Origin of the sequence: Sphingomonas psychrolutea (assembly GCF_014636175.1) — a bacterium.
Lineage (GTDB): Bacteria > Pseudomonadota > Alphaproteobacteria > Sphingomonadales > Sphingomonadaceae > Sphingomonas > Sphingomonas psychrolutea.
In genome coordinates this window covers 1-3,903 of the sequence record NZ_BMDW01000046.1, presented here as the reverse complement: position 1 = coordinate 3,903, position 3,903 = coordinate 1, and the positions used below count along the sequence as shown (strand labels likewise).

Annotated in this window: 6 protein-coding genes; 2 read left to right on the top strand and 4 right to left on the bottom strand. The window is 60.2% G+C overall.

The features are described from left to right. Window positions 1-743: 743 nt before the first annotated feature. The gene (locus IEV62_RS18000) at window positions 744-959 is read left to right on the top strand and encodes a hypothetical protein (RefSeq protein WP_188449957.1); all 216 of its coding nucleotides are present in this window, start codon (window positions 744-746) and stop codon (window positions 957-959) included. Window positions 960-996: 37 nt separating this feature from the next. After that, entirely contained in the window at window positions 997-1,347 is a 351-nt protein-coding gene (locus IEV62_RS17995) for a hypothetical protein (RefSeq protein WP_188449955.1), read from the top strand. Here IEV62_RS17995 and IEV62_RS17990 read toward each other — a convergent pair. From IEV62_RS17990 to IEV62_RS17975, 4 genes are read right to left on the bottom strand one after another with little or no spacing between them, the layout of a single operon-like run. After that, window positions 1,344-1,964, bottom strand: a complete 621-nt coding sequence (locus IEV62_RS17990) for a major capsid protein (RefSeq protein ID WP_188449954.1) — start codon at window positions 1,962-1,964, stop codon at window positions 1,344-1,346. The two genes, IEV62_RS17995 and IEV62_RS17990, sit on opposite strands and share 4 nt — an antisense overlap. A 24-nt stretch (window positions 1,965-1,988) precedes the next feature. Then, window positions 1,989-2,306 (bottom strand): hypothetical protein, encoded by a 318-nt coding sequence (locus tag IEV62_RS17985; RefSeq protein ID WP_188449952.1) that lies wholly within the window; start codon window positions 2,304-2,306, stop codon window positions 1,989-1,991. Between the two features lie 10 nt (window positions 2,307-2,316). After that, a complete protein-coding gene (locus IEV62_RS17980; RefSeq protein ID WP_188449950.1) occupies window positions 2,317-3,072 on the bottom strand; it encodes a hypothetical protein in 756 nt (251 codons plus the stop codon). Between the two features lie 56 nt (window positions 3,073-3,128). Then, window positions 3,129-3,596 carry a hypothetical protein gene (locus IEV62_RS17975; protein WP_188449948.1) on the bottom strand — a complete coding sequence of 156 codons (468 nt, stop codon included), beginning with the start codon at window positions 3,594-3,596 and terminating at the stop codon, window positions 3,129-3,131. Window positions 3,597-3,903: the final 307 nt, after the last annotated feature.

Below are 3,903 nucleotides of genomic sequence, written 5' to 3'. Positions count from 1 at the left end.
CACAACGCGGCGAAAACCGAAATCCCCATAGGTCAGCACGCGTGGCCCGCGGCTTCCTGCTTTGGAGGATATCGTACGCCTGCCGGCATCCGATATCCTTCACAGTTGCGGACGCTACCGATCTACGGCAGGCTGCCTGAAAGCGGACGGAGACAGTGTGCGCAAGAGGATCATAGCGGCGACCGCGTTCGCATTATCGATCGTGGCGGTCTCAGAGTCGGCTCTCGCCGACGAAAATCATCGAGTGGTAGCTGTGCCGGTCGTGGTGGATTTTGGTGACTACGACCCTGCGCACGAAGCCCTTCAAAACGCCATTGGCGCCAAACTGATGAAATCTACGCTCGTTACGCCCAATGTTGATGCCTACCGAGCGCTACGATTAGCAGTTCGGATCAACCGCCTTCAAGGCAACAGGCAGGTCGCTAACGTCACTTACTCATGGGATCGCAAGATAATCCGCAGGACGACTTTGCCATGTTCATCGGCACAGTTTCGAGGTTGCAGCACCGCAATCGTTAGCGGTGCTGAGCAAGCTTCTCACACTGTGCGGCGGTCGCCGTCTTGGTTGCGGTGAAGGGCCGCTTCTCGACCCAAGCGACCAAAAGCAGACGGTCGCCTAACCACCAATTGCAGACGTTCGCGGAGCGTAGCAACACACATGCGCTGCATGTCGTTTGCAACGCGCCCCCGCCGTCTGCTTATAGAGCCTCCACCGCACGAATCACCGGCGGGGGAGACAAGACATGACCACACCTATCAGCGGCCCGATGAAGTTGGCCGATATCGTCGAACTCAGTGTGATCGGCGATGCGATGTTCCACGAATGGTATCCGTTGTGGCGCACCGGCGATCCCATCCCTGCCCGCCTCCCATTACACGTTCAGCTTGAAGCGCACGATCTCGGCATGCGCCATAAGCACGCAGCGGCGCGCAACCGCACAAGCCTGGACGCACAATAATAAAGACTTGGGGACGGAGCTGTGGTAAATTTGTCACATGCTGCCGTCCCCGCGTTTTGATAGTGAAAACCCATTCGGGAACGCTGCAACCCTCCTCGCCGAGCTGTCGCGTGCGACACCATCACGCCGGCTCAACCCTGGGTCAGCAGATTTCGAGCGCCTTGAAGCACTGCTACCGCGCGTGCTCGACAGCGCCGCTACCAGAAACGAGCAATGCCTTGCGGCGCGCGAGCTTTGGGCCTTCCTCCTGGACCTAGCTGGCACGAAGATAGAGGCTGGCCTGGAGGTCAGCGCGGCTCCCGCGCGGTGGCTCTACGTGTTCCGCAAAGCATTCAACCAAGGGCTCATCGGTCCAATAGTCTGGGGGGCGATTATTCGCTTCCTCTAGCCCTCTAGCTCGCGACCGAGCTGGTCGGTCGTGATCGTGAGTGCGCCCAGTTGGCGGGCCATCGCGCGGACGGTGCGCCGCATCGGCTTGTTGAGCAACAGCATCGAAGGGGTGCCGCGCACGGCATCGACAAGCTGGTCCAGCATGTCGAACGTGAGCGCGCCGCCGTTCGTGCCGGCGGACAGAACTTGATTGCCAGTGAGGCGGCGGTTGAGGCCGTCGAATTCCTTGGGATTGGTCGTCGCGTTGCCGTCAATGAAGGTGCGTAACCAAGTGAGGGTCGCGGCCTTGGCCTTCAGCGCGTCGTGCACGGCGCGGGTGTCGTTATCGCCCGTCTGCATTGCGATTTGCGCAACATCGAAATCGCTGTCGCCGCCCAAAATAGTCAGCGTCTCGGTCAGCGGGTTGATGACGCCGGTCGATTCCACATAGCCTTCGTTGAAGCCGCGAAACGCCACGCCGGGAAGCGAGGTCTCGCGATTATAGGTGTAGGCGTTGCCCGCGATGTTGATGAAGGGCAACGCAGCGAGGATCGGGTTTTCGGCGACGAAAATTTCAACGATCCCACTGGTCAGCGGGTTCGGATTGAGCTTCGCCCATTCAGTGATCGTAAGCATTTCAGATATCTCTCTTTCGTTGGTTTACTTGTTGTAGCCAGCGGCGATGCGGGCGAACGCCGGCAAGGTCGAAGGATCGGGGGAGGTCGGCGTCACGGTCGGCTTTGTGCCGGTGTCGGTCGTTGGGACGGCGGGTTTGCCGAACACGCCGGTTGCCTTCGCAGCGTGGAACCACGCCACCTGTTCGGCCGGCGTAAGGTTGGTCGGCACGAGTGCTTTCAGGTGCGCCGGCACGTCCGCCAACACGGCGGTTGCAGCTTCGCTCAACTGCTTTTCGGTTGCCGCCAGCTTGGCTTGAAGGTCCGCCAGCTCGGCGGCATTTTCGGTGTTCTCGGGTTCCATGTCGTCTCCGTTAAAGTGGGAGGGCAAGTTCGATGGCTTCATCGCGACGGCGCATCAGCTCCGCGTGCGCAGCGTTGCGATCGGGGAAGCCGTCGGGATTGAGCGCCATCAAGGCATCGACTTGCGACCAAACGCCCATGTCGATTTTGGCCTGCGAATTTTCGATTTGCTCGGCTTCAGTCAGTGAATCTTGCAGCTCCGCGAAATCGACCGTGATGCTTGCGCCCTCCGGTATCGTGCCGGGGCGGTGCGTGTTGACCACGGCTTTGACGACTTCGAAAAGGCGGGCTTCCGCGATCCGCCACATGGCGATGTCGTCTAGCCGTTCCTCGCGTAGTTCGATCCGGCCGGCGTGCTTCGCGCTGCCACTCTCCGCGACTTTCGATAGATCGAAGATGTCGGCACCAACGCCGTGCGTGGCCGCCGTCTGGCGCAACACGAACTCGATTGCAGAAAGGATCGACGTGATAGGCGAATTCGGGCTGGCGAAGCCGAACTGGCCGCCCTGAGGCAGCGCGATCGCCCGATCGGGGCCGAACTGCAAAACTTCGTTGGCACTGATACCGGATGCCCAAGCCTGCCCGTGCGCCTGGGATTCGACCGACCGCCACAAGTTTGCGAGCGCGACGTTGACCGCGTCCTGTGCCTCCATGAGGTCATCACCGCCAGGCAGCCAAAAACAGTCGTCGGGCAACCGATCGAACAGCGGCACGAAGGGCAGCACGCCGTATGGGTTTACGCCGGCCGGGTTGCCGTTGATCCGCATTGGCGCACCGCGGAAGTTGAGATTTCGGAAGCCGGTTGCAGTCCAATCGCTGTAGGTCACGTCTTCGGCACGCGTGGCGTTGTGCGTAATGACGACGCGGCTAGCTCAACTCGATCCGCGAGAATGTTGACGGTGCCAGCGGCAACTAGCTTTTTCAGCAGCGGGGTTTGTTCGAAGGCTTCGCGAATGGACCGGAACGCGGTGTCCACCACCTGTTTCTCAGAATTTGCGACAACCGCCGTCATCTCGGTAGCGCGCGTCAAAAACCGCCACACGATGATCATCGCGGATGTGACTGACTTCCCGTGCCTGCGCGGCCAACAGAAAACCGCGATCGAGATGTCTGTTCCGTCGAGCGCCTTTGCAATTTCGGCTGCCTCGCGCGGTCCCGCCTGGTAAGGGATAAACCCCCCATCGGCCGAACGAACACGCGGCTGGACATCGGCGAGGAACTTAAAGAAGCCCTGCGAGCCGTGACGCCAAGATGCAATCGACGCTGAGAGGTTGGACGGGGAAGCGGACAAGTGCGGTGGTCTCGGTGAGAATGACAACTGGGTGAAAGCGCCGACCCGCTTGGGTCACGCCATCCCGAGTTTATCGCCGGGGGTCGGCCTCACGAGTTTATCCACCGAGTGTCAGTGTCGGACGATCACCACCCTAGGCTCTGTCCAATTGAAGAACATAGTACGCGAGCCGCGACCTAATTGCAACACCAAAGTGTAAATATTGAGTTGCTGCCGGTCCCATGGACACCAAGTTAGACTACATGAGCCTGCTTCTCGAAGTCCATGGGGCTGAGATAGCCCAAGGTCGAGTGCCTGCGTGTGGGAT

Bases quoted from the DNA above. Each gene is read 5' to 3' on its own strand.
- IEV62_RS17995 (WP_188449955.1), top strand. From the start codon at position 997: ATGCTGCCGTCCCCGCGTTTTGATAGTGAAAACCCATTCGGGAACGCT.
- IEV62_RS17985 (WP_188449952.1), bottom strand. From the start codon at position 2,306: ATGGAACCCGAGAACACCGAAAATGCCGCCGAGCTGGCGGACCTTCAA.
- IEV62_RS18000 (WP_188449957.1), top strand. From the start codon at position 744: ATGACCACACCTATCAGCGGCCCGATGAAGTTGGCCGATATCGTCGAA.
- IEV62_RS17990 (WP_188449954.1), bottom strand. From the start codon at position 1,964: ATGCTTACGATCACTGAATGGGCGAAGCTCAATCCGAACCCGCTGACC.
- IEV62_RS17980 (WP_188449950.1), bottom strand. From the start codon at position 3,072: ATGCGGATCAACGGCAACCCGGCCGGCGTAAACCCATACGGCGTGCTG.